This window comes from Rheinheimera sp. UJ63 (assembly GCF_021568285.1).
Lineage (GTDB): Bacteria > Pseudomonadota > Gammaproteobacteria > Enterobacterales > Alteromonadaceae > Alishewanella > Alishewanella maricola.
The window spans coordinates 84,641-108,563 of record NZ_JAKGTQ010000002.1 but is presented as its reverse complement, the minus strand read 5'-3'; the positions used below and the strand labels follow the sequence as shown (position 1 = coordinate 108,563).

Here is a 23,923-nt window from a genome sequence, read left to right as displayed (position 1 = left end):
GTGCCCTTTTTTAAACGTATATCCGCAAACCGCTGTTGTGACAAGTGTCTAAACTGATTATTATGCAAATAGGCCACAATTATTCTGCGATAAGGCCTGTCACTCAGCAAAAAATGAAGCATAACATCTCGCGGTCGTAAAAATAACAAAAACAGCACCGCAACTAACAAAGGATAAGAAAAACTATGCAAGCTTATGAAGCAAATTTCGATGGGCTCGTGGGCCCGACGCACAATTATGCCGGTTTATCAGTTGGCAATGTGGCGTCTTTAAACAATGCCAAAAATCATTCAAGCCCCAAACAAGCTGCTAAACAGGGCTTGCAAAAAATGAAGGCATTACATGACCTTGGCATGGTTCAAGGGGTGCTTGCACCGCAAGAACGTCCCGATTTGGGCATGCTACGCCGCTTAGGTTTTAGTGGCAGTGATGCACAAGTTATGCAAGACGCCGCCGCAAAGGCACCTGAAATTTACCGCGCAGTGTGTTCTGCATCCAGTATGTGGACCGCCAACGCAGCAACCGTTTCACCCAGCGGCGATACGCCAGATAAAAAAATTCACTTTACCCCAGCAAACCTGACGAACAAATTTCATCGTTCACTTGAACCAACGACCACCGGTCGTATCCTGCAAGCGATGTTCAGTGACAATAAGCACTTCGCGCATCATCTGCATTTACCTGATAATGAGCACTTTGGCGATGAAGGCGCGGCTAATCATACACGTCTGTGCAGTGACTATGGGCAAAGCGGACTTGAACTCTTTGTGTATGGCCGTTATGCCTTTAATCAAAGTAAACCGGCACCACAGCGCTATCCAGCTAGGCAAACAATCGAAGCCAGTCAAGCTGTAGCACGTTTACACAGGCTAACCGAGGCTAACACCGTCTTTATGCAGCAAAACCCTGAGGTGATTGATCAGGGCGTATTTCATAATGATGTTATCGCCGTTGGTAACCGTAACGTGCTGTTTTTTCATGAGCAAGCTTTTTTGAATACAGCGGCCAGCTTACAAGAGATCAAACAAAAGTTTCCTGGTGATGCCCAGCTGCACTTTATCGAAGTCAAAAATCAACAGGTCTCGGTGGCTGATGCCATCCGTACTTATTTATTTAACACCCAATTGATTAATCTGCCGTCGGGAGAAATGGTGATTATCGCGCCAACAGAATGCCAAGAGCATGCTGGCGTGTATCGTTACCTTACTGACTTGTGCCAGCAAAATACCCCGATTAAAAACGTACATTATTTTGATGTGAAGCAAAGCATGCAAAATGGTGGTGGCCCTGCTTGCTTGCGTTTAAGAGTGGTATTGAACGAGCAAGAACGTCAAGCGGTTAACCCTGCAGTGATGATGAACGATAGCTTATTTGCTAACCTTAATAGCTGGGTTGATAAACATTACCGTGATCGGTTATCAGAAGCTGATTTAGCCGATCCACAACTCATCATCGAATCACGCACTGCCTTGGATGAATTGACGCAATTACTTAAGTTGGGTTCGGTGTATAGCTTTCAGCGATAATCGTTCAGCGTTTAACTGAGTTAAATTTTTAACTATTTTAAATAACAAATAAAAAAGGAGCCGTTAAGGCTCCTTTTTAGTTTTACGCTCTTTTATCTGTCATCACGGACAGGCACTGAAAGCGAGCTGACTAAACCAGAAGGTGATGTCACGCTAATGGTTAAGAAACCATCAAGCTTTTCATTACCTGTAGCTGGTTCTCTAGTTAAACCAAAAGAAATGCTAACAGGCACTCTGCTGGTGGTGTTCGGGAAGGTATATGAATCAGCACCCACGAACACACCATTATCTGCACTTAACGCCACCGTTGTACCTAAAGGCATTGGATTATTGTAAATATCAGAAATAAACAATCTTAAAGAAACTGAAGGCGCAGCTCCTGAAGATAGATCGATTGCTGAAACTTCACATAATTTCCGACTTGTTGGGTCAGATTGAACCTCTAAAACTTCTGGACTTAACGGATCACTATTCACCCTAACAGGAGTAGCAGTAACACCATTAATTACAGAACAATCAGCTGCATATGTCGTTAAACGGAAGAACGCTTCTGCTCCAGACATCACAATTTCTTGGTTTTGGAACACATTGACTAACTGACGAGTACATAAGCCTGCATCCGCATCTTCCTGACGACACAATAGACCATTGTATTGACCATTCGCCGCGTTGAATAAGGTGTCATTATTGAAGTCAATAAACTCTTCAAATTGATCCCCTTCCGGCGTTGCTGGTGAACAAGGGTTTGCCGTATCGTCACAGCTGCCGCCACGGAATTGACCATCTTCGTTGTTATCAATATAAGCTTCGGTTAAATCATAGGCTGCAACATATTCACCCGTATCAAAACGACCATTACCATTTAGGTCAGCAAATGATTCTTCACCAATTGAATAAGCCAATATCGTCGCTCTGCCACCTAATGGTTGATCAAAAGTCACAGTGTCATTTCTAACAATACCCAACGGACATGGCTTACCACCGTCACACTTAGCGACAATAGTATTGGCAAAACCGGTAGTAAACGGTCTTGGATTTTGACTACGCCATTTCACCGCACAACGACCATTGGTTGTGGTACAGCTTGACTCCACTGAACCGCCTTCAGTGATAAAGTTGACTGCCGTACCATCAGGCACTGGATTATTAAAGTGATCCGCTAACGACACGGTTAAATCTACTTCATTGCCATCAAAGTCTAGCGCGTGCACGTTGAATGCAGAACGCGCAACAGAAAAGCTATTTTGATCTGCCAACCCTGTGCTGACCGTCAACACATCAGAAGGCGCAGTGACAACGACAGTACCACTAGTAACCGTTTGCTCACTTCTAGCGATAACTCGGGTTGGTGTAGGTACAATACCCGAACGTACCACAGTCTGCACGATACCATCGCCGTTAGTGAAGCCATTAGCTTGAGCTAATTCTAACCCACCTAAAGCCGTTGCAAGAGTGAAGTCAACTTGTCGACCTGCTACTGGGCTGCCGTTTTCATCAATCAAGCGGAAACGTACGATAGAGGTTTCAGTACGGTTTGCACCACCAGTGCCTTTAAGGGCAATAATAGGTGCAGACACATCTAAGAACTCTAACGATCCAATAGCCGCTTCAGAAACATCCACTACCACAGTACCACTGACCGTATTACCACCGGTGATAACCGTCGCGGTAATTAAGTCACCACCTACACAGCCAGATGCTCTGTAAGTTGAACGGGCAACACCACCAATACTGGTAACAGATTGATCCATTACCGCTAAACCGGCTTGTACACAACCAGAGGTAAATTCTACTCCCAATGGCGGAATATAGGGTTGACCGTTTCTTGAGATATCAACAGAGATCAAGGTTGTTGAACCCGCCGCTAAGGTATCACCTACCGCTAAGCTTGATGACACCACAATATCGACATCTACCGCACCAATTTCAAATGCTTTAGTCCGTGTTGTCGCAAGTGCGGTAACGGAAACTTCACCCGCGCCCACATCTCTACCCGCCACTAAATCTAACAAGGCAATACCGTTTGCATCCGTAATTGCTGTGCCAGTTCTCGGACTGATAGAACCTAACGTAGTAGTCGCTGACACTAAAGTTTGCGCTAATGGCGTACTCGCACCTTCACGCAGCACTTCAATGTACAAGATACCTGGCTGTTCTGCAGAAATGCTGGTGGTCTCAATACAGTTATTAGGATCACGGTTAGTTCTGAAATCACTCGGGCAGCTTGTTAATAGCCTGAAGTTTACAGTGGCATTAACCTGATTAGGATCAACCTCATCACCACGAGTATAGAAACCAATCGACGATGTTACCGCTTCATATTGTGCCGTTACTGTACCGGCACCCTCTGCTGTACCTGCAACCAAACTAATTCTGGCCTCGCCGAGCGCATTAGTTAACGCGGTACCCGTAGATGGACGTAAACTGCCTAAAGAAGAACTAAAGCTTACAACTTTATTAACAACCGGGTTAGCATCTTTATCGCGAACGGTTGCGATAACCTGACCACCGTTAGCCGCACTGATTTCACTGGTGTCAGTTCCTGACACACTGGAAACAAGCCGTAATTCAACAGTAAAGTCAGGAGAGTCACCCGGTAGCGGCGTATCACCAGCACTCGTAAACGTAAAGGCGTCGCTCGTTATGGTCACGCCACCCGTTGTTTCAAACCGAGCCACAATCTCACCTGCACCCGCCGTGTTGCCAGCAAGCAAGTCTAGGTAAGCCACACCTGTAGCATCTGTCATCGCACGTCCTGAAGATGGATTAATCACACCAACAAAACGAGACTCAACCGTAATCAATTTGAAAGCTGCAGCTACTCCGCCTTGAGTCAACGTGACTTTAACGCGACGAGGGTTAGCAAAATCAACATCTCTGACAACAGTATCCGTTGATGCTTCTACCAATTCAGCAGTAATGCTGGTTTCAGCAGACTGATCACCGTTTGACTCAAACACATAAGGTAATGATAAGACTTGTTCATCCGCAGCTTGATAAGTTGCAGTAACGAGACCTGCTCCTGGTACAGCACCAGCAAACAGAGTAATTTGCGCTACGCCATTACTGTCTGTTCTTGCAGTACCTACTGAAGGAATGATTTCACCTACGTTATTTGCTAGCTCAAAGGTGATTAACTGGTTTTCTAAAGGAATGCCATCAAAGGTCAAGGTTGCACGCAAATTACCCTGATTATCTTTGCTTACATTACGAGTAGGATTGCCAGCACCATCAAGCATCGTCAATGTCAGTAAATATTGGCTCAGCACTTCATTACCCAGCGTAGAGAAACTTATGGTTTCTTCTACCCCTTGATAACGCGCTGTTAACGTACCCGCACCTTCTACCGTACCGGCGGTTAAGCGTACTTGCGCCACACCATTGCTATCTGTTAACGCTGTACCAAATGCCGGCTGGATACGTCCCAGCGTACTGCTGAAACTCACCACCTTGTTTACAACCGGTTGGCCATCTTTATCCACAACCGTCGCCTGCACCACACCCGGTGTCGCTTGCGAAATCTCGGTGATGGGCGCACCCGCACTGTTTGTCAGCGTTAAGCTAATCGCAAAGTCTGGTGACGTACCTGGCACCGGCGTATCACCCGCCGAAGTAAAGGTAAAGGTATCAGAGACAATCTCGGCGCCTTCGCTGTTCGTGTAACGCGCTTGCGCTTCACCAGCACTGGCAACAAAACCGGCCAGTAAATCCACCCGAGCAATACCATTCGCGTCGGTCATTGCCCGACCTGTCGTAGGATTAATCTCACCTGCGCCTTCCACGCTAAATGTCACTAAACGGAACGCCACTGGCGTACCATTTTCGGTCACTAACGCTTCTAACTTACGCGGGGTGGCATACGCTACATCGCGAACTGCTGCACCTGCTGCATCCAGCAAGCTTAATGTCAGTGCACTCACTACAGTGTCATCACCCAGTGAGTCAAAGATAAACGGCAGCGCTAATAAGCTCTCACCATTAATCACGACCTCTGCATTGACTTGACCGCTACCCGCCACTTGACCGGCTAATAAGCTCACTTCCGCCACACCATTCACATCGGTACGCGCTGTACCACTGGCCGGTGAAATCACACCCACCGCAGATGAAAGACTAAAACTAACAAGTTGATCGGCTACCGGCGTGCCGTTCTGCGTTAAAGTGACTTGCACGCGACCCGGCGCTGCCCGCGATACTTGACGCGTTGCTGCACCTGCCGCGTCCACAAGATTTAACGTCATTAGATAAGAGCTCACGCCCTCATTGCCTTGGGTACGGAAACTCAGTGTCTCTTCTACCCCTTGATAACGCGCTGTTAACGTACCCGCACCTTCTACCGTACCGGCGGTTAAGCGTACTTGCGCCACACCGTTGCTATCTGTTAACGCTGTACCAAATGCCGGCTGGATACGTCCCAGCGTACTGCTGAAACTCACCACCTTGTTCACGACCGGCTGGCCATCTTTATCCACAACCGTCGCTTGCACCACACCCGGTGTCGCTTGCGAAATCTCGGTGATGGGCGCACCCGCACTGTTTGTCAGCGTTAAGCTAATCGCAAAGTCTGGTGACGTACCTGGCACCGGCGTATCACCCGCCGAAGTAAAGGTAAAGGTATCAGAGACAATCTCGGCGCCTTCGCTGTTCGTGTAACGCGCTTGCGCTTCACCAGCACTGGCAACAAAACCGGCCAGTAAATCCACCCGAGCAATACCATTCGCGTCGGTCATTGCCCGACCTGTCGTAGGATTAATCTCACCTGCGCCTTCCACGCTAAACGTCACTAAACGGAACGCCACTGGCGTACCATTTTCTGTAACGACCGCTTGCAGGCTGCGAGGTGTTGCATAGGCCACATCACGAACGAGTTGGCCTGTGGTATCAAGTAAACTTAATGAAATAGAACTGACAACCCGGTCATCACCCAGTGAATCAAAAACAAATGGCAATGCCTGAATATTGACACCGGCAATAGTAACCACAGCACTTATCTGACCGCTACCTGCAACTTGGCCTGATAGAAGACTGAGTTCGGCTACGCCATTAGCATCTGTTCTTGCTGTACCACTGACCGGTGAAAGCTGACCAATATTTGAATTTAATGAAAAGCTGACTAACTGATCAACAACAGCTGAACCATTACGAGTAAGTGTTGCTTGGATCTTACCCGGTTGAGTTCTAGAAACTGTGCGAATATCGTTATTCGCTGTGTCTTTGAGGTTCAAAGACAATACATAAGGGCTGATAACTTCATCACCGGCACTTGTAAAGCCAAGATCTTGAGATTTTGCCTGGTAGCTTGCTTCGATTGAGCCCGCGCCACTAATCGTGCCTGCAGTAAGAGTAACCGTCGCCTGACCAAGTTCATTGGTTAATGCTGTACCAAAAGCGGGTTGAATGCGGCCTAAAGAAGAAACAAAAGAAACGACTTTATTGACGACCGGTTGGCCTAAGCTATCCCTAACGGTGGCAACAACAATACCGGGCTGTGCGTTAGAGATCTGGTTAATTGTATTACCTGCTTGATTCGTCATCGCAAGATTAATACTAAAAGCGGTTTCATCACCTTGCACAGGTGTATCTCCGGCTGTAGTAAACACAAACGGACTAGCACTCACGGTTTGCGTTGTTGTTGGAGCAAATCTCGCCGTTAATGTACCTGCGCCAGCTTCTGTACCGGCAATTACGTCTATGCGCGCAATACCATTAACATCCGTCATAGCTGAACCATTATTAGGGTTAAGTACACCCAATGAACCCAGTTCAAACTGAATAAGTTGGAATGCACCTGGCTGACCATCGATCAGCAAACGCGCTTCAGCAATGCCCGGTGAAAAATGCGATACCGAACGTGCAATAGTGCCATCATGCTTTAACAACGTCACAGAAAGCTCGGCTGACAAGCCACCTGTTACCACAGCATCGAAAACATAAGGGGCAGAAGAAACCGTTTGAGACTCAGAAGCCTGATAAGAAGCGGTTACTTGAGAAGAGCCTGCCGTTTCACCGGCTTGCAATTGAATTTCGGCTATACCGTTTTCATTGGTTCTGGCCGTTCCCTCAGTTGGGGATAACTGACCAACGTTACCATCTAACGTAAATCGAACTAATTGATTGGCTAGGGGTTGATTATTTTTTTTCAGCGTTGCCCTAAGCTTACCAGGCGCAGCAGTGGAAACTTGACGGACTTCTTGCCCTGCAGCATTAGTCAACGTTAATGCCAAAGTATAAGTGTCAGTAGCGCCGGTTCCACCAGAACCTGAACTACCACCACCACTTTCGAGCGTGCCACCACCACCACAAGCGGACAAGCCCAAACATACAAAAAGTATCCATAACAGCCGGATGTTTAACATGAAACTCTCCCTAGCACTTCTTTTATAGTTTTGTTAATTTTGCATCTTAAACCATTAATTATCCAGCTGGCAGGGTTAATTTAAAAAAAATTTCTATCTCTAGTGACCAAAGCTGGCACAAACTGGTAGTCTTAGTGCTTTATTACAACAAAAAAACCACTATATATGACGTCAAATAATAAAAAACTCAGTCTTACCTTACGTATTGTGATTGGTATGGTAGCTGGCCTTGCAGTCGGTTTCTTCTTTCAATTTTTACTGGGTGGTGCCGAAGAGCGCAATTTGGCATTGCTTGGTCTGGATATTCCCTTAAAAGCTTTTTTTGTTGACGGTATTTTTCATGTTGGCGGCGAAATATTTATTGCCAGCTTAAAAATGCTGGTGGTGCCGTTGGTATTTGTGTCCTTAGTTTGTGGAACCTGCTCGTTATCTGACACCTCTAAACTTGGGCGTTTAGGTGGTAAAGCCATCGGCTTATATATGATCACCACCGCTATCGCCATTAGCTTAGCGATTGGCGCAGCCTTGTTAACTGGCCCAGGTTTGGGTGTGGAAATGCAAAGCGATCAAACCTTTGATGTTAGCTCTGCCCCAACGTTAGCGCAGGTCTTTATCAATATCTTCCCAAGTAACCCAATAGAGTCAATGGCTTCAGGCAATATGCTGCAAATAATCGTTTTTGCCGTGTTATTTGGCCTAGCCGTGGCCTTGTCAGGCAAGCCGGGTGAGCGGATTGCCGCACAGTTTAATGATTTTAATGAAGTGATTATGAAGCTGGTCACTTTACTCATGAACTTAGCCCCCTATGGTGTGTTTTTCCTGATGGCGAAACTTTTTACCACGCTGGGTTTAGAAACTATCGGCAGCTTAGTCAAATACTTTGGCGTAGTGCTTTTTGTATTACTGTTTCATGGGTTTGTGGTTTATGCCTTGCTGTTAAAGTCACTAACGGGTTTAAACCCGATTATCTTTTTAAAGAAAATGCGCGATGCCGCGTTATTTGGCTTTAGTACTTCAAGCAGTAATGCCACGCTGCCAGTGACCATGGAAACGGTCAATAAAAAGCTCGGTGTCAATAACAGCATCAGTTCATTCACAGTACCACTAGGCGCTACTATCAATATGGACGGTACTGCCATTATGCAGGGTGTTGCCACTGTCTTTATCGCTCAGGTGTTTGGCGTCGATTTAAGTCTTGGCGATTTCTTGATGGTGATTTTAACTGCGACCTTGGCCTCAATCGGCACGGCTGGTGTGCCGGGGGTAGGTTTAATCATGCTGGCGATGGTATTACAACAAGTAGGCTTACCGGTTGAAGGTATCGCGTTAATTATTGGTGTGGATCGCTTACTGGATATGACGCGCACCGCAGTAAACGTGACCGGTGATGCGATGGTGTCCTGTGTTGTCGCTAAAAGCGAAGGAGAGTTTAATGCAGCTATCTATAACAATCCAAACGCTGGTGAGAAAGAAGAAACCATCGATTTCCATCATTTAAGAGATTAACGTTTAGCGCTACCCGCTGCTGCTGCGGGTAGCGCTTTTCCCCAACTTTATGCCTGAACTAAATACACTTTTTCACATAAACGTGATGTTTCAAAACGACGCCGAGCAAAGCCTTGCCCCGTAATATCCACTTGTTCTAGCAATTGGATCTGTCGCTTTGCAAAGTGCTGCTCTATCTCAGCGCTAGTGACACTAAAAGGTGGCCCCGCTTTTTCCTCCTCGGGGTATTCTAAGCTGATCAGCAGCAACACTGCGCCCTGCTCTAACCAGTTATCTAATTTTTCAACATAACGTTGTCGCATTTCCAAAGGCAACGCAATCAATGCTGCGCGATCGTAGATAAGGTTATTGGCGTTAACGCGACTATCAGGCAGTTGAAAGAAATCACCTTGTAATAGTTGTAACGCCTCAGCTTGAAAACGAATAAAGCCCTGCTCGGCTAATGGATGTGCGGTTGTAACAGTATGCGCCAGCTGATTTTCAGCAAAAAAAGCATGACAAGCGATATCCGACAACTCAATACCCAGAACCGGCCGCAAAGCCTGACAAAATAGCAAATCAGGGCTTTTACCACACAACGGAACCACGATTTCAGTTAGCCTAGGCTGCTCGGCCAAGATCTGCGGCAACCAACGCTGCAACAGTGGATGCGGTTGTGCTAATTGAAAGCCGAGTTTATTTTGTTGCCAACACGCCTGCCAAAATGCTGCGTCCATGTGTTACCACCAACGGCGTTGTTGCAGATTTTGCCAGATGCCACTAGCGAAGCTCGCACCACCTGCGCCCAATTTATCTGCCAAGCCTTTTTTCAATTGAAACTTCACCTGTAGTACTTTTCGCTGGGCAAACATACTACACAAGTAATCATCACTGGTTTGCAATTGATCTACCAATGCTAAAGCAAGGGCTTGATAGCCAAACCAATGCTCTCCCGTAGCCACTTTGTCGATATCCAGCACTGGCCGCTGCTGGCTGACAAAGTCTTTAAATAGCACATGGGTTTCTTCTAATTCTTGCTGAAATTTTTCACGGCCTTTTGCGGTATTTTCACCAAACAAGGTGACGGTGCGCTTGAATTCACCCGCGGTGAACTGTTCAAAATCAACATCGTTTTTCTTTAATAATTTATTGAAATTAGGTATTTGTGCAATCACACCTATAGAGCCAATAATCGCAAAAGGAGCCGCCAGTAGTTTATCGGCCACGCAGGCCATCATATAGCCACCGCTTGCGGCTACTTTATCCACGGCTATAGTGAGTGGGATCTTTTGCTGCTTAAGTCTGTCTAACTGCGAGGCGGCTAAACCATAACCATGCACCACACCACCGCCACTTTCAAGCTTTAACAACACCTCGTCTTTTGTGGTGGCTACTGCCAAAATGGCGCTGATTTCTTCGCGTAACGCATCGGTTTCTTTCGCATCCATACTGCCATTAAAATCAATGACAAAGAGTGTTGGCTGCGGTTGTTTCTTTTCTGCTGATTGGGCTTTTTGCCATTTCTTGAAGGCTTTTTTATCCATCAGTTGCTGTTGTAACAGTTGCTGATTGTGCTGATACGCTTCACTGAGATCCGTGATAGACAACTGACCTTTACGTTGACGTGTTTTCATCGCAGCGCCTGCCATAATGGCCACCACAATCGCAAACGCCACCACTAAGGTGGCAACCTTCGCCAGAAAAATACCGTATTCATACAAAAATGCCAAAGCCTGTCTCCTTACAATGAATAATAAAGGTGCATCATACCCTAAAAGCAACAGCCCGGTGCAAGTGCAACCGGGCTGTAGTTAAACGCTAAGCGAAGCTTAGTTTGCAATCACCGAAGTATCTTGAATACCAATCTGTGTACCACGACTTAAAAAGAACGTTACAGCTTGATATTGCATTTCACCGGTAGCGGCTGCACTGCTCGCAGGGCTTAAAATTGAGCTGTGTGCACCCGCGTTAAAACGGGTAATGGCATTGCCTGTTAACGCGACACCTGGCGCTTGAGCTGGCACTGAGCCTGCACTTAATAAACGTGCCAGTGGTTCTGTACCGGCTAATGCCATACGGCCATTTGCTAACGCCGTTAATGGATTAAAGAAGCCATTCGGAACAACTTGGTCTGGCAATCTATCCGCACCATTACCCACCACTTCAATCATAAAAGTGGGTGTGCCGCTGCTAACTAAGGCTTTAGCATAGTTGTTTGGATCGCCACTATCCGTTACGGTTTGCGCAGCAAAAGCAAACTGACTAAAGGTGGATGTGATAAGTGCTTGCTGTGCCGTGTTACCTGTTTGACTTAAGCTGGCAAGATACTGATTAACCACTGGTGCAGCACAAGTGGGCCAAGTAGCGGCAGTTTGTGCGGTCGGCGCACCACAATCGGTGTTAGTTGCCACGTAAGAAATAAACCCACTAGATAGTGGTTCTCCCGCACCTAACATCACACTGGCTTTAATCAGTGGGCCAAATTGTGGCGAGTCTAATAAGAAGTTGGCAATACCACCACCTGGCATTGCTAATACCGAGCTTTCAACTTTAAATGCAGCATCTAACGCCGCATTACCAGTGGTGCTATTAGCTAAAGCCACCATGCTCGCACCTGTAATGCCCCCTAACGAATGCCCTAAAAACTGTATGCGGCTTTTATCAATGGTCACACCGGTAAGGTTATTTAAAGCAAAACGCAGCGCCAACATATCCGCAATACTTTGACGTAAATTATCCCGTGTCACCAACAAATTGCTCAGATTCATATAATCAGTTGCAGAGTTAGTGGAGGCATTAAACGTTAAGTTGCCGGTCTCAGTTGCTTGGGTAAAACCACGGCTGCCATGCAACGGGTGATCAATGGCAATAGTGGCAAAACCTTGCGAAGCTAAGGCTCCTGTAACAGCGAGCATATCTTCTTTTTTAGAAGTAATACCATGCTGCAAAATCACCACTGGCCAACCGGCTTCAGGCATTGGAATAACATTACCATCAGGCACGGTCATCTGCACACCAACGGTTTCATAACTGCGGATAGCAGGGATCACGTTAAACTTAGTTAAATGACGAGCACTATCCACACCCAGATCGCGTAGCGCACCTGAAGTCACCGCCTGACAAAAACCATCATTTTCGGAGACAGGCGTGGCGGGTTTCATACTAGCAGGTAAGGCTGCAATAATAGCACCACTGTCACAACGTGCAGTCCATCGCGTGTTTAACGGCGCGGTCATGTTTGCTTCAGAAGGTTTACCTAAAAAGTACGGCAGCGTTAAGCTACCTTGATACAAACGGGTGATAGTAAAAACTGGCTGGCTGGCGAAAGCAGGGTTAAGTTGCGATACCGTCAAACCGGTGTTTTGCATAGCCAAACCGGAAGGCGCATAACCTGTTGGTGTTGGCGAGCCCATCAGTTGCTTTAAGTTAGCTAATACCGCACCCGTAGATTGCGTGGTAATGGCCGCGGAATAAATAATACTGGTTTTAGGTAAGCCTTGATCGCGCACCATCACGTTTTCAAAGCTGTTAATCACACCTTGTAAGGCACGCTGAGAATCCGTGGCCAATGGTAAAGTGCTCAGGTCTTGTTTCACTAACTCGTAAGTGGTTGAAGGTTTAATTGCTGCACCAGTGCTGTCTTTTAAACCGTTAGTTAACGCCAAAAGGTAAGTCGTGGCAGACTCAAGCGGTTTTAATGGTACTACAGCCACACTGTTACCACTGCCGGCAGAAACAAAATCAACGCCGTATTGTAATTCAGCAACAATTTTACAGGCGGCACCACGTGGTACGGCACGACAATCGGTCTCAGGAGAAGCAGGATCGCCCATTACGGCTTTAAAAATACGTACAGAGCCAGGTGCTGCCGCCGAGTCCCTATTTAACGTCACACCAGCAGGAAAGCTTAAGGCAATGGTAAACGGATTTTGCGTAGACCATCCATCTAAGGCGCCAAGGGCAGTTTCTGGGAAAGAGTAATCAACATCAGCATTATTTCTTGGCAGTCCCAAGCTGTCTCTCTCTCGTGGCATATACAGTGTTCCATCACTGTATAACTTATCTCCAAATAAGTTTTCCGAAGGAAATTGAAACAATAAATCATTCGGAACGGAAATTATACTGTTAGCGGGGTCAAATATAACCCGTGCACTCGGTGTTACCGTGCCTTCAACCGCCACATCTTGTTTGATATCTTCTATTGAATCACCACAGCCAGCTAAACCTAAAGCGGTGATTACTGCAATGCTTATTGCCAATCTCTTCATTTTATCTCCCCTGTCCATCACTGGTATTTTTTATTGCAAAGCATAAGTTTGCTTCACTTATTTTGAATTAGAGTGACTGCCCTAACGAACAGCTACGACCAGTTAAAGTTAACTCAAACTTTAGCAAATCGCTAGAGCAAAAAGACAGATAACCTGAAGTTTCATTAAGAAGAGTGCAAAAGCGGGTTTTTCCAAGTATCCTGTTGCCGTTTTTTTCAGTCAGGGGCTCCGTTAATGCAAGCACCACAACACTACTCTGCGCCCGCCGGCGCACTGCTTAATAAAGTTATTTTAGTTACTGGCGCCGGTGATGGCATTGGCAAAACCGCCGCTTTAACCTATGCCCGTTTTGGGGCGACGGTTATTTTATTAGGTAAAACCACCCATAAATTAACCGCGGTATACGATGAAATTGTGAATGCGGGATATCCTGAGCCAGCCATCATCCCGTTAGATTTAAAAGGCGCGACCGCAAAAAATTATCACGACATGGCGGCTACCATTAAAGCCGAGTTCGGTAAGCTCGATGGCGTATTACACAATGCAGGAATTTTAGGCGTGTTGTCGCCGTTCGAGCATATTAATTTAGCCAGCTGGCAAGACATTATGCAAGTCAATGTCACAGGCGCCATGCTGATGACACAGGCGTTAATGCCTGTTTTAAAGTTAAGTCAGCAAGCGTCTGTCGTGTTTACCTCTTCTGGCGTGGGTCGGCAAGGTCGAGCGTTTTGGGGGCCATACGCGGTATCAAAGTTTGCTACTGAAGGTTTAATGCAAATTATTGCCAGCGAGTATGAAGACACCACGGTACGCTGTAATTGTATTAACCCCGGTGCCACCCGTACCAGTATGCGCGCGCGTGCCTACCCAGGTGAAGATGCGGCAACGTTAAAAACACCAGAAGATTTGATGTGGTTGTATTTGTTTTTAATGTCTGACGATAGTATTGGTATTAATGGCCAATCGTTAGATGCACAGATTAAATAAACAGACATAAAAAAACCGGCAATGCCGGTTTTTTTATGTCTTATCGTTGCCGTATTAACGTGGCTCTAATATCTCAGCACCGTTTTCAGCAGCCCAAGCATTCCACACGACCACTTTACTATTAAAGTTGGCGGTAGCTTGCTCTGTGGCTTCATCTAATAACCGTTCAATATCTTTAGCGAACTTTTTGTCGACTTTATTGACCGGCACAACTTCAATACCCCGTGCTTGTAACCCTTTTTTCATAGTATGAGTACGAAGTAATTGTAATTGGCCGTCTTCAACATAGAAATACTGGCTGGCTTTGTTTAAGGTTTTAAACTTTGGTTTAACCGGACGTTTTGATTCTTTGGCTACACTGACGCTCTCTTCTGGCATCACATCTTGTACTTGCTTATAGCCAAGCTGTTCCAACGTAAATCCTTTTTCGCGGGCAAAACGTTCGATTTCACTGATGGCGTCAATTTCAGATTGGCGTTCAACCAATACTGAATTTAATGTGTCTAACACATCATTTAATTTAGCCAGCGTTAATTCTTTTGCGGCTTTCTTTAATTCACGCTTATCAAGCAATAACGACATTTTAATACTCCCAAGTAATATTACTGCTCTAGAATATCGAATAAATTAAAATAATTAAAGTAATTCTTGCTTATTCAATAAATTAATCCAAATTATTATTCAGCTGGCGTTAATAAAAGTCATCTTGAATAAATAAAACCAGCTAAATAATGTAATAGCATAAAAGTTTTAACTATTAATCTTATCATTTTGTTACTTTAACGCTTAAATACCCTTTTTAATTTCCGTGACAACGCCCCTAATAGTTGGGTAGGATCACAGCGTTCTCACTCGTATTGCCTGCTGGTCGGGCTTGTCAGCAGCAAAAAAATCGTTATTGTGGCGCATCACGCCTTCAGTTGGATTGTTTAATGCCAAATTTCAAAGAATTATTTATCAACAATCGACAATGGGCGGATCGGATTGAACGCGAGCAACCCGGCTTTTTTAAACAGTTATCAGAGCAACAAGCCCCTGAATACTTGTGGATTGGTTGCTCGGATAGTCGTGTGCCGGCGAATGAAATTGTCGGTTTGATGCCTGGTGAATTGTTTGTACACCGCAATGTTGCCAACTTAGTGGTGCATTCAGATATGAATTGCCTTTCTGTGTTGCAATACGCTATCGAAGTATTAAAAGTAAAACATATTTTAGTGGTGGGCCATTACGGCTGTGGCGGTGTGCGGGCAGCCATGATGAAACAGCGTGTTGGCTTCGTCGATAACTGGCTGCGTAATGTTAAAGATGTTTATGCCATGCATCGTGACGAACTAGATTTAATCGAGGACGAAGACCAGCGTGTCAATCGACTGATTGAGCTTAATGTGATGGAGCAGGTGCGTAACCTGTGCCACACCACCTTTGTACAAGAGGCATGGGAGCGCGATCAGGCTTTAACCGTGCATGGTTGGGTATATAGTTTGCGTAACGGTCGAGTGAAAGACTTACGAGTCAGTCACTCAAGTATTGATCAAATTGATGAGATCTATGCGCTCGATTTACATGACGATCCCAGTTTAGCAGACTAAACACCGTGCGGGCGCAGACATGCGCCCTATAAAATCACGGTTTTATTACCGTGTACAAACACCCTATCCTCTGTAATAAATTGTAGCGCCTCACTTAATGCCGCCTTTTCCACATCACGGCCGGCTTTTTCCATATCCAGTGCGCTGTAGCTGTGATCTACCGCGGCCACTTTTTGCTGAATAATTGGCCCTTCATCGAGCTGCTCATTAACAAAATGCGCGGTTGCTCCGATGATTTTCACCCCACGCTCAAAGGCTTGTTGATAGGGCTTAGCGCCAATAAAAGCCGGTAAAAAACTATGATGGATATTCACGATACGATTCGGATAATGCGCGACAAAATTGGGCGTTAAAATCCGCATAAACTTGGCGAGAATAAGATAGTCAGGCTGATAAGGTGTGATCACCTGTAACAACGCGGCTTCGTGCTCAGCTCGGCTTCGCCCTTGATGGCTAATAAAATGATACGGTAAATCAAAACGCTGCGCCAATGCGGCTAATTCAGGATGATTACCAACAACCGCCGCGATATTTAATGATAGTGAGCCATCATACACCTTCATCAAAATATCACCCAAACAATGCGCTTCTTTTGTGACCAACACGACAACTTTTTTCGCCTGCCGGCACAACAAACTGCGGCTACTGCCTGGCGGTAAAGCCCGATCCAAATCTTGTAATAAGGTTTGCTCGTTAAAAATGCCGTCTAATTCGGTACGCATAAAAAATTGACCGGTTACCGGATCAACAAATTCAGTATTACGAATAATATTCAGTTGGTGCTTGTAACAAATATTGGTGATCTGCGCGATCAGCCCTTTTGAATCGGGACACTCAGTTAATAAAATACGCTGTTCCATAATGACACTAATTCAATAATAAAAAGACCTATGTATTGTGACAACTTAAACGTCTAGCGTCAAAGCCATTTAGACTTCTGATAGTAAAGGGCAAGTTTACTTGTTGTTTTAACGGGGGGCTTGCATAATAGCTGATTGTTTTTCTGCTTATTAACCAAGATATTTCTGAAGATGGCTCAGTATCAATTTAATAGCATCGGCTATATTAAATCACCCTATAAACAAAAGTTTGCCATCCCACGGCAGCCAGGTTTAATCGCAGAAGCCTGTGGCAGTATCGAATTAGAAGCTGACTATGCCGATGAAGGGATCGTGCGAGGTATTGAAGCCTTTAGTCACCTCTGGTTAGTCTTTGTTTTTCATGAAACGGCAGACAAGGGTTGGTCGCCGTTAGTCCGCCCCCCTCGGTTAGGTGGCAACACCCGAAAAGGCGTATTTGCTACACGCGCCACCTTCCGACCTAATCCAATTGGCTTATCGGTCGTAAAACTAGATGGGGTCACTCGAAAAAATGGCAAATTACAGATTTTGATCAGCGGCTTAGATTTGTTAGATGGCACGCCGATTTTGGACATTAAACCTTATTTGCCCTATTCTGATGCGCTACCTGCTGCAAATGGTGGCTTTGCCGATGCCGCACCAGAGACCATGATGACCGTATCGATGTCAGAAAATGCTGAACAATTTTGCCAGCAACAAAAACACTATCCGCATTTACGTACTTTTATTGAAAAGGTTTTAAAACAGGATCCACGGCCACCCTATAAAAAACAACGGGCTGACATTCAACATTATGGCATGACCCTATACGAATTTAATATTAAATGGACCGTCGACGGAGAACACAACCATGTTACTGAAATCATGCAGCTACCTTAGCTTATTGGCCACCAGTTTTATTTGCTTCGCCCTGCCCGAGCTGCCTGAGCCTGTCAGTAACAATGCCGTAGCAGCCACCACAGTTCGAGGTAAAACCTATCTGCTTTCTGCAAGCGGCATAGGCCCAGCAAAAACCAGCGCACAGATCCATGATAAAGTGTGGTTACATACGCTTGGCGAATATAACTGGACAACCCTACCTATCTTACCCAATCAACAACGGCTTCAAGGCCGCATTGGGGCCAGTGCCGTGGCCTTAAACAATAATTTTTTCATTCTGGGCGGCGCTTTTGTACAAAGCGATGGTAAAACCACGACAGCAGCAGATAGCTATCGGCTCGATCCCATCACCCGTCGCTATACGCGTTTAAATGATATGCCGGTACCGGTCGATCATGCGGCCGCCGTGGCTTATCAAAATCGTTACATTTATCTCATCAGTGGTTTTAGTGAATACGGTGCCGTTAATGTGGTGCAGTTATTTGATAATTACACCCAGCGCTGGTCGCAAGCTACGCCATTTCCGGGTAAACCCGCCTTTGGTTTAGCTGCTGCTGTTGCCGCAGATCAATTGATTGTCTGTGATGGCGTAACCTTGGACTATCATCAAAGCAGCCCACAGCAACAACCGGTGGCTGAATGTTGGGCTGGAAAGCTGGGTAACAATGCCAATAGCATCGCTTGGCAAAGCATTCCCCACCCCACTGGCGATGCTCGCTACCGTTTAGCCGCGGCCACCGTTAAGATCAACGGCGAAGAAATGGCCGTGTTTATCGGCGGTAGTAATGTGCCTTATCAACTGAATGGTCGTGATTATCAAAATCTAGTTGCCAGCCCCAGTGCTGCTGTTTGGTTATATTCCCCAAAACAACAACGTTGGTTAGCTGCTGAAAATACAACGGCGATAATGGATTTAAGAGGTTTAATCGAGTTACCTGATGGTTTATACAGCCTTGGCGGCATGCTTTTAGAGCAAGAAGTCACAAATAAGCTCATTAAACATCAGATTAAACTTCTGCCCGAGTAGATCCGTTGTTAGAATGAGGGCAATTTTTTAAGTCTTTTTTACAGAGAGCCTCATGCGCACCAGTCAGTATTTATTATCTACGATGAAAGAAACGCCAGCAGATGCCGAAGTTATTAGTCACAAATTAATGCTTCGCGCCGGTATGATCCGCCGTTTATCTTCTGGTTTATACACTTATTTACCTACTGGCGTTAGAGTGTTGCGTAAGGTAGAGCAAATTGTTCGTGAAGAAATGAACAATGCCGGTGCCATTGAAGTACTGATGCCCATGGTACAACCGGCTGAACTGTGGCAGGAATCAGGCCGCTGGGAGAAAATGGACGCCGAGTTATTGCGTTTTCAAGACCGTCATCTGCGCGATTTCGTATTAGGCCCTACACATGAAGAAGTGATTACTGATCTGGTACGTCGCGAAATCACCAGCTATAAACAACTGCCGCTGAGCTTATATCAAATTCAAAACAAATTCCGCGATGAGCGTCGGCCCCGTTTTGGTGTGATGCGCGCGCGTGAGTTTTTAATGAAAGATGCTTATTCATTTCATTTAAGCCAAGACTCATTACAACAAACCTACGATGCCATGTACCGCGCTTACTGCAATATCTTTAATCGTCTTGGCTTAGATTATCGGCCTGTGCTTGCCGACACCGGCGCGATTGGCGGTAGTGTCTCGCACGAGTTTCATGTGCTGGCCTCGTCTGGCGAAGATGCCATTGCCTTCTCGGATACCAGCGATTATGCCGCGAATATCGAAATGGCCGAAGCAAAAGCGCCGGCGGGTGAACGCCCAGCCGCAACGCAAAGCATGCAAGAAGTTGCCACACCAAATGTCGGCACTGTTGCTGCCGTAGCAGAGTTATTAAACATCAGCGAACAGCAAATTGCGAAAACCTTATTTGTTGTTGGCGTTGCCAAAGATGATGCACCGGCATCCCTAGTTGCATTAGTGGTTCGCGGCGATCATGAGCTGAATGAAGTTAAAGCGGAGAAATTACCGCAAGTTGCCGTACCCCTGCAATTTGCTAACGAACAGCAAATTCGTCAACTGGTTAACGCAGCACCTGGCTCAGTAGGTCCTGTGGGTTTAACCATCCCGGTGATTGTTGACCGCAGCGCCGCACACCTTGCTGATTTTGTTGTGGGTGCCAATAAAGACGGCTACCATTTAACCGGCGTCAATTGGGATCGCGACATCACTGATTACCAGGTTGCCGACCTTCGCAATATCGTTGAAGGCGATCCCAGCCCTTGTGGTTTTGGTCACTTAGTGATTAAGCGTGGTATTGAAGTGGGTCATATCTTCCAATTGGGTGATAAATACTCTCAAGCGCTCAAAGCCGGTGTATTGAATGAAGAAGGTAAACACCAAATTATGACCATGGGCTGTTATGGTGTGGGTGTATCACGCATTGTTGCCGCCGCGATTGAACAGAACCACGACGAATACGGTATTATTTGGCCTGACGCAATAGCGCCCTTCCAAGTGGTGTTGATCCCAATGAATATGCACAAGTCAGTGCGTGTAGCTGAAGCCACTGAGCTGTTATATCAACAACTTAAAGCTGCGGGTATTGACGTACTCTTTGATGATCGTAAAGAGCGCCCGGGTGTGATGTTCGCCGACATGGAACTGATTGGTGTGCCTCACAGCATTGTGATTGGCGAGCGTAACCTCGATAACCGTCAGGCCGAATACAAAAATCGCCGCACGGGTGAAAAGCAGCTGTTAGATTTAGACCAATTAGTCAGTCAATTTACGGGGTTGCTTAAATAACACCTACAACAGCAGTTTCGACTCATGGCGGGCTGCTGTTTTATTATCGCTTGGCGAGCTTAGCGCGTGAAATACCCTAGGCTCGCATCATCACGTAGTTGTTATACTTGTTTTAAAGGTATTTTAACGTAACTCACACCATTACTTTCGGCTTGAGGCAGTTGCCCAGCGCGAATATTCACCTGTACCGAAGGATAGATCAGTCGCGGTACAGCTAAGGTTTTATCGCGTGTTTCACGTTTTTGCACAAAATCTGCTTCAACGGTGTCAGCTTTCACATGGATATTTTGCTGTTTTTGTTCTGCTATCGTCGTTTTAAAACGTAATTCACGACCATTCGGTTGATAATCATGGCAAACATAAACAACCGTTTCTGCTGGCAACTGATATAAACGCTGGATAGAACGGAACAAGATATGGGCATCACCACCCGGAAAATCACAACGTGCCGTACCGCCATCAGGCATAAACAGTGAATCACCTACAAACACATTGCCAGCAATCAAATAACTGACACTGTCGTTGGTATGGCCCGGTGTATTCATCACCGTCGCGGTAACCGAGCCGATGTTAAAAGTTTCACCATCCGCAAATAACTTATCAAAATAATCACCCGTACCTATTAATTCTGCATCAGCGATATTAAAAACCATTTTGAACGTTTGCTGAACCTTACGGATCCCCTCACCAATCGCAATGGGTGCTGCTGTTTTTTGCTTTAGATAATGCGCGGCAGAAAGATGATCAGCATGAGCGTGGGTTTCTAAAATCCACTGTAACTGCCAGCCTTGCTCAGCTAAGTACGCTAAAATGTTATCCGCTGCCTTCGTGCTAACCTGCCCTGCAGCAGCATCGTAATCTAATACTGGATCAATCACTGCCGCTTTTGCCGTTGCTTTATCGACAACCACATAACTGCAAGTTGCGCTATCATTATCAAAGAACATTTCAATATGCAGATTATCCAGGTTACTCATTTTTCAGCCCTTACTTTAGTTAATGCTAAATTTTGATTGCAGCTTAACGAAAAAGCCCATAGAATGCAATTCTGTTATATATATATTCCATAAAAGAATATAGGAGTGGCGATGTTGGTATTAATAGGTGCTTTAATCATCGGGCTTAGCTTGGGGTTATTTGGTTCAGGTGGATCGATCCTGACCGTACCGGTGTTGTTGTATTTGGTTGGCATGCCCGCCTCATTGGCCATCGCATCGTCGCTATTAATAGTAGCGCTGATCAGCTTGTTTGGTTCAATCCACAATATGTTTCGCCGTTTAATCAGTTGGCGCCATGTTTTATGGTTCGGTGTACCCGGCATGTTAGGGACTTATGGTGGCGCTTGGCTAGGCACCTTAGTGGATAGCCGCTGGCAGTTATTAGTCTTCGCGTCATTAATGGTGGTTGCGGCAATAATGATGTGGCGCAGTAAAGTCACGATCATTGATCAACCCAAAACGTTTCATCATATTAAGGTCATTGCCGATGGTTTAGTGGTCGGTGCGATCACCGGTTTTGTGGGGGTTGGAGGAGGCTTCTTAATCGTCCCCGCATTAGTATTATTGGCCGGGTTACCCCTACATATCGGCGTAGCAACCAGCTTAATGATCATTGCGTTAAAATCGTTGGTCGGTTTTGCAAAATACTACAGTGTGTTTCATGCGCAAGGCTTGGTATTTGACTGGCACGCCATCACTATCATGGTTGTGGCCGGTATTTTGGGAAGTTATGTTGGCGGTTGGCTCAATCGCAGATTACCGAAAGCGATCTTACAAAAAGGCTTTGCTGTATTCTTGGCGATCATGGCGGGTGTCGTGATTTATCAATCTGTTTTATAAACTGTTTTTGGAGGATTTATAATGAAAACAGCACAACAATTAGTGGCCGAAGCAAAAGAACGTATCAAAGAAGTCGATATTCAGCAACTGGCGGCGCAGCGAGAAAAACAGCCATCAACTCGTATTATTGATGTTCGTGAGCCTGCCGAATTTGCTCAGGCACACATCAGCAGCGCCGTTAACTATCCACGCGGTGTATTAGAAATGCAATTGGCCAACCACCCCGCCGTCGCTGCGTCAGGTTGTGCCGCAGAGTTAGCCTTAGCGCAATTAGCACAAGAGCCGTTGTATTTGATTTGCCGTTCAGGCGCTCGCTCGGCTTTAGCCGCGGAATCGTTGCAGAACATGGGCTTTACTGATGTCTACTCGGTCGCGGGTGGCATGGTTGCCTGGCAAGAAGCCGGCTTACCCGTCACACAATAAGGAGTCGTAATGGAAAATTTCACCCCGATATCTGCGCTCATTGGCGGCAGTTTAATTGGCTTTGGTGCATTGTTAATGATGACCATGTTAGGACGTATAGCGGGTATCTCTGGTATAGCCAGCCAGCTTATTTTTGAACGTGATGGTCGAGGCTGGCGGTTTGCGTTTGTGGCTGGCCTTTTAGTTGCACCACTACTGGTAAGCTTTTTTATGCAAGATCTCACCTTTACTACACCTGACTTAAACACTAAAACCTTAATTGCCGGTTTATTGGTGGGGTTAGGCACGGGCTGGGGCAGCGGTTGTACCTCAGGTCATGGTGTTTGTGGTATCGGTAGACTATCACCGCGATCGATTAGCGCTACCTTAGTCTTTATGGCAGCAGGTGTGCTGGTTGCAAGCTTATTTTAAGCAGGAGAAAATATGAAAGCATTAGTGGCATTTTTATCCGGCTTATTGTTATCTGCGGGTATCACTATTTCAATGATGATCGATCCCGCAAAAGTACTTGGTTTTCTCAATGTACTGGATAACTGGGACCCAAGCTTAGCGTTAGTCATGGGCGCGGCTTTAGTGGTTTATTCTACTGGTTTTTACTTTAGCCAAAAAAGAGCGGCCCCTTTTTTAGAAAAGGCTTTTTATCTGCCTAAGAGCACCAAAGTAGATCGCCAATTATTGTTAGGGGCACTGATTTTCGGTGTCGGTTGGGGCCTATTAGGTTATTGCCCTGGCCCTGCTATTGCCGCTTTAACCTCAGGTAGCACGGGTACCATCGGTTTTGTGCTCAGCATGGTGTTCGGTTGGTGGCTCACTCGCAAAATTAAATTTAACTAAATCGATTTCCTCTTTAACGCTGATCTTAACCACGAGTTTTTTGCTCATGGTTAAGATCTAGCGCAAAAAACCTGCAA

At 45.9% G+C, this 23,923-nt stretch carries 18 protein-coding genes; 11 read left to right on the top strand and 7 right to left on the bottom strand.

Annotated elements, in window-relative coordinates; translation table 11 throughout:
- The first annotated feature begins 185 nt into the window (after positions 1-185).
- Positions 186-1,526: an N-succinylarginine dihydrolase gene (gene astB / locus L1N97_RS06550; protein WP_236129227.1), complete on the top strand. Its 1,341-nt coding sequence runs from the start codon at positions 186-188 to the stop codon at positions 1,524-1,526.
- Positions 1,527-1,618: 92 nt separating this feature from the next.
- Here astB and L1N97_RS06545 read toward each other — a convergent pair whose 3' ends face one another.
- Positions 1,619-7,882, bottom strand: coding sequence for a hypothetical protein (locus tag L1N97_RS06545; protein WP_236129226.1), 6,264 nt, complete (start codon positions 7,880-7,882; stop codon positions 1,619-1,621).
- Between the two features lie 165 nt (positions 7,883-8,047).
- Here L1N97_RS06545 and L1N97_RS06540 point away from each other — a divergent pair, with 165 nt between their 5' ends.
- Complete coding sequence (locus L1N97_RS06540) at positions 8,048-9,388, top strand: dicarboxylate/amino acid:cation symporter (RefSeq protein WP_229587836.1); 1,341 nt, start codon at positions 8,048-8,050, stop codon at positions 9,386-9,388.
- A 47-nt stretch (positions 9,389-9,435) separates the two neighbouring features.
- On the opposite strand, the gene L1N97_RS06535 is transcribed toward L1N97_RS06540, so the two are convergent.
- The 3 genes from L1N97_RS06535 to L1N97_RS06525 form a co-directional block, all read right to left on the bottom strand.
- Positions 9,436-10,104: a thiopurine S-methyltransferase gene (locus L1N97_RS06535; RefSeq protein ID WP_236129225.1), complete on the bottom strand. Its 669-nt coding sequence runs from the start codon at positions 10,102-10,104 to the stop codon at positions 9,436-9,438.
- 3 nt (positions 10,105-10,107) lie between these two features.
- Positions 10,108-11,097 (bottom strand): protease SohB, encoded by a 990-nt coding sequence (gene sohB / locus L1N97_RS06530; protein WP_236129224.1) that lies wholly within the window; start codon positions 11,095-11,097, stop codon positions 10,108-10,110.
- A 99-nt stretch (positions 11,098-11,196) separates the two neighbouring features.
- Positions 11,197-13,635 carry a VolA/Pla-1 family phospholipase gene (locus L1N97_RS06525; RefSeq protein ID WP_236129223.1) on the bottom strand — a complete coding sequence of 813 codons (2,439 nt, stop codon included), beginning with the start codon at positions 13,633-13,635 and terminating at the stop codon, positions 11,197-11,199.
- 234 nt (positions 13,636-13,869) lie between these two features.
- On the opposite strand from L1N97_RS06525, the gene L1N97_RS06520 reads away from it, so the two are divergent.
- The gene (locus L1N97_RS06520) at positions 13,870-14,622 is read left to right on the top strand and encodes a YciK family oxidoreductase (RefSeq protein ID WP_236129222.1); all 753 of its coding nucleotides are present in this window, start codon (positions 13,870-13,872) and stop codon (positions 14,620-14,622) included.
- 54 nt (positions 14,623-14,676) lie between these two features.
- Here the strand turns inward: L1N97_RS06520 and L1N97_RS06515 are convergent, their stop codons facing one another.
- Positions 14,677-15,204 (bottom strand): H-NS family histone-like protein, encoded by a 528-nt coding sequence (locus tag L1N97_RS06515; RefSeq protein ID WP_226752057.1) that lies wholly within the window; start codon positions 15,202-15,204, stop codon positions 14,677-14,679.
- A gap of 350 nt (positions 15,205-15,554) precedes the next feature.
- On the opposite strand from L1N97_RS06515, the gene can reads away from it, so the two are divergent.
- On the top strand, positions 15,555-16,211 hold the full coding sequence (can, locus tag L1N97_RS06510; protein ID WP_229587845.1) for a carbonate dehydratase: 657 nt from the start codon (positions 15,555-15,557) through the stop codon (positions 16,209-16,211).
- Between the two features lie 26 nt (positions 16,212-16,237).
- Here the strand turns inward: can and purU are convergent, their stop codons facing one another.
- A complete protein-coding gene (gene purU, locus L1N97_RS06505; protein ID WP_236129221.1) occupies positions 16,238-17,071 on the bottom strand; it encodes a formyltetrahydrofolate deformylase in 834 nt (277 codons plus the stop codon).
- Between the two features lie 171 nt (positions 17,072-17,242).
- On the opposite strand from purU, the gene tsaA reads away from it, so the two are divergent.
- From tsaA to L1N97_RS06490, 3 genes are read left to right on the top strand one after another with little or no spacing between them, the layout of a single operon-like run.
- Positions 17,243-17,950 carry a tRNA (N6-threonylcarbamoyladenosine(37)-N6)-methyltransferase TrmO gene (gene tsaA, locus L1N97_RS06500; protein ID WP_226752054.1) on the top strand — a complete coding sequence of 236 codons (708 nt, stop codon included), beginning with the start codon at positions 17,243-17,245 and terminating at the stop codon, positions 17,948-17,950.
- Complete coding sequence (locus L1N97_RS06495; protein WP_236129220.1) at positions 17,922-18,977, top strand: Kelch repeat-containing protein; 1,056 nt, start codon at positions 17,922-17,924, stop codon at positions 18,975-18,977. Before tsaA ends, L1N97_RS06495 begins: the two co-directional genes overlap by 29 nt.
- A gap of 52 nt (positions 18,978-19,029) precedes the next feature.
- On the top strand, positions 19,030-20,751 hold the full coding sequence (locus tag L1N97_RS06490) for a proline--tRNA ligase (protein WP_236129219.1): 1,722 nt from the start codon (positions 19,030-19,032) through the stop codon (positions 20,749-20,751).
- 101 nt (positions 20,752-20,852) lie between these two features.
- On the opposite strand, the gene L1N97_RS06485 is transcribed toward L1N97_RS06490, so the two are convergent.
- A complete protein-coding gene (locus L1N97_RS06485; RefSeq protein WP_236129218.1) occupies positions 20,853-21,728 on the bottom strand; it encodes an MBL fold metallo-hydrolase in 876 nt (291 codons plus the stop codon).
- A 111-nt stretch (positions 21,729-21,839) separates the two neighbouring features.
- Between L1N97_RS06485 and L1N97_RS06480 the strand changes: the two genes are divergently transcribed.
- Genes L1N97_RS06480 through L1N97_RS06465 form a run of 4 tightly spaced genes read left to right on the top strand, consistent with a single transcriptional unit; the run spans position 21,840 to position 23,846 of the window.
- A complete protein-coding gene (locus tag L1N97_RS06480) occupies positions 21,840-22,589 on the top strand; it encodes a sulfite exporter TauE/SafE family protein (RefSeq protein ID WP_236129217.1) in 750 nt (249 codons plus the stop codon).
- A gap of 21 nt (positions 22,590-22,610) precedes the next feature.
- Positions 22,611-23,012 (top strand): rhodanese-like domain-containing protein, encoded by a 402-nt coding sequence (locus L1N97_RS06475; RefSeq protein ID WP_229587856.1) that lies wholly within the window; start codon positions 22,611-22,613, stop codon positions 23,010-23,012.
- A gap of 9 nt (positions 23,013-23,021) precedes the next feature.
- Entirely contained in the window at positions 23,022-23,423 is a 402-nt protein-coding gene (locus L1N97_RS06470; protein WP_226752048.1) for a YeeE/YedE family protein, read from the top strand.
- 12 nt (positions 23,424-23,435) lie between these two features.
- A complete protein-coding gene (locus L1N97_RS06465; RefSeq protein ID WP_236129216.1) occupies positions 23,436-23,846 on the top strand; it encodes a DUF6691 family protein in 411 nt (136 codons plus the stop codon).
- The last annotated feature ends 77 nt before the right edge of the window (positions 23,847-23,923 follow it).

Bases quoted from the DNA above. Each gene is read 5' to 3' on its own strand.
- L1N97_RS06545 (WP_236129226.1), bottom strand. From the start codon at position 7,882: ATGTTAAACATCCGGCTGTTATGGATACTTTTTGTATGTTTGGGCTTG.
- purU (WP_236129221.1), bottom strand. From the start codon at position 17,071: ATGGAACAGCGTATTTTATTAACTGAGTGTCCCGATTCAAAAGGGCTG.
- L1N97_RS06525 (WP_236129223.1), bottom strand. From the start codon at position 13,635: ATGAAGAGATTGGCAATAAGCATTGCAGTAATCACCGCTTTAGGTTTA.
- L1N97_RS06465 (WP_236129216.1), top strand. From the start codon at position 23,436: ATGAAAGCATTAGTGGCATTTTTATCCGGCTTATTGTTATCTGCGGGT.
- L1N97_RS06540 (WP_229587836.1), top strand. From the start codon at position 8,048: ATGACGTCAAATAATAAAAAACTCAGTCTTACCTTACGTATTGTGATT.
- L1N97_RS06485 (WP_236129218.1), bottom strand. From the start codon at position 21,728: ATGAGTAACCTGGATAATCTGCATATTGAAATGTTCTTTGATAATGAT.
- L1N97_RS06490 (WP_236129219.1), top strand. From the start codon at position 19,030: ATGCGCACCAGTCAGTATTTATTATCTACGATGAAAGAAACGCCAGCA.
- tsaA (WP_226752054.1), top strand. From the start codon at position 17,243: ATGGCTCAGTATCAATTTAATAGCATCGGCTATATTAAATCACCCTAT.
- L1N97_RS06520 (WP_236129222.1), top strand. From the start codon at position 13,870: ATGCAAGCACCACAACACTACTCTGCGCCCGCCGGCGCACTGCTTAAT.
- L1N97_RS06470 (WP_226752048.1), top strand. From the start codon at position 23,022: ATGGAAAATTTCACCCCGATATCTGCGCTCATTGGCGGCAGTTTAATT.
- L1N97_RS06535 (WP_236129225.1), bottom strand. From the start codon at position 10,104: ATGGACGCAGCATTTTGGCAGGCGTGTTGGCAACAAAATAAACTCGGC.
- L1N97_RS06475 (WP_229587856.1), top strand. From the start codon at position 22,611: ATGAAAACAGCACAACAATTAGTGGCCGAAGCAAAAGAACGTATCAAA.
- L1N97_RS06480 (WP_236129217.1), top strand. From the start codon at position 21,840: ATGTTGGTATTAATAGGTGCTTTAATCATCGGGCTTAGCTTGGGGTTA.
- can (WP_229587845.1), top strand. From the start codon at position 15,555: ATGCCAAATTTCAAAGAATTATTTATCAACAATCGACAATGGGCGGAT.
- L1N97_RS06495 (WP_236129220.1), top strand. From the start codon at position 17,922: ATGTTACTGAAATCATGCAGCTACCTTAGCTTATTGGCCACCAGTTTT.
- L1N97_RS06515 (WP_226752057.1), bottom strand. From the start codon at position 15,204: ATGTCGTTATTGCTTGATAAGCGTGAATTAAAGAAAGCCGCAAAAGAA.
- astB (WP_236129227.1), top strand. From the start codon at position 186: ATGCAAGCTTATGAAGCAAATTTCGATGGGCTCGTGGGCCCGACGCAC.